The organism is Campylobacter concisus, from assembly GCF_002913865.1.
Classification (GTDB): domain Bacteria; phylum Campylobacterota; class Campylobacteria; order Campylobacterales; family Campylobacteraceae; genus Campylobacter_A; species Campylobacter_A concisus_AM.
Window position 1 is genome coordinate 1 of record NZ_POYX01000098.1, and the last position, 1,368, is coordinate 1,368.

The 1,368-nt window shown below is 36.2% G+C and carries 2 protein-coding genes; both read left to right on the forward strand.

Annotated features, from left to right (window positions below; genetic code table 11):
* A partial coding sequence (locus CYP77_RS10095) for a hypothetical protein (RefSeq protein WP_103599722.1) occupies positions 1-213 on the forward strand: 213 nt, incomplete at its 5' end.
* On the forward strand, positions 206-1,368 hold a 1,163-nt coding region (locus tag CYP77_RS06630; protein ID WP_103599723.1), incomplete at its 3' end, for a radical SAM protein. The genes CYP77_RS10095 and CYP77_RS06630, both read left to right, overlap by 8 nt.

Genomic DNA, 1,368 nt, shown 5'->3' on the forward strand with positions numbered 1-1,368 from the left:
ATGCTATGGAATGCGTTTTTGGCATTAGCTTCCAAAATAGTAAAAAGCGGAAAAAGCGATGATAGATTAAAATTTATTTTAGAAAACATACCTTGTTGCTTGGAGATAATAAAAACAAACGCATTTAGTAATTATAGATGGGGTATCATGCCTAAGAAAAACATACTACTATATGAGCCGATAAAATTTAACCTCAAGGAGAATAATGAGTAGCGATTTAAAAAGCGCAATCCAAAAATACGAAGCCATAGAGCGAAGTTTTATCGATCAGATCGAAAACAAGTATAAACTAAAATTTGATAAGACGGGCGTTTTCATTAGGGCTTTAAATTTTAGTGGAGATCAAAGCCCCTTTATAAATTTTAAATCAAGCGCTTGTGTCGCTTGCAGAACCGGCATAAATACGAATACGACATATCTATCTCTTAGATGCAATAAAGACTGCTACTTTTGTTTTAATCCCAATCAGGAAGGCTACGAAAAGGATATCAAGCGTAAATTTGACGCCAAAAGCGTCGCAAATGCCGTATTTAAAAATAATCAATTTATAAAATATGTGGCATTGACCGGCGGTGAGCCGCTACTTTATAAAGACGATACTTTGGATTTTTTTAATACGATAAAGTCTAAAAATAGCTCGGTCCATAAGCGCTTATACACTAACGGCGAATTCTTAGATGTTTCTATATTAAAGCGCCTGCGAGATAGCGGCGTCGATGAGATCAGGATCAGTATAAAGTTAGAAGACGGCTTTGATAAACAAGCTGATATTATGGAAAAAATCGAAATCGCAAAAAGATATATAAGCTACGTCATAGTCGAGATGCCCGTCATTCCGCATACGGCCGAGCAAATGAAAAATATAATGAGGTATCTAGATATTATCGGCATAGACGGGATAAATTTGCTGGAATTTTGCTTTCCACTACATAATGAACAAGAGTATATCAAGCGCGGATTTTTACTAAAATTTCCTCCTTTTGAGGTTTTTTACAACTATTGGTACGCGGGCGGTTTGGCAATATCCGGAAGCGAGACCGAGGCACTATCTTTGCTACAGTTTGCAAAAGATGAGGGATTAAAAATGGGCGTGCATTATTGTTCGCTCGCAAATAAACATCTTGGGCAAATTTACCGCCAAAATACCGCTTATCCAACGGAAAAATGGCAATATTTTAGCCCCAAGGATTATTTTTTAAAGACGGCAAAGGTCTTTGGCGACGACGTTTTGAAAGTTAAAAAAATTTTATCCGAAAACAACATAAGCGAATATAGCGAAAACGACGAATTTAACTTTTTAGAGTTTCATCCGAAATATATCCCAACCTTTACGAATAGCGATATACAAATTGGACTGTCGTATTACAT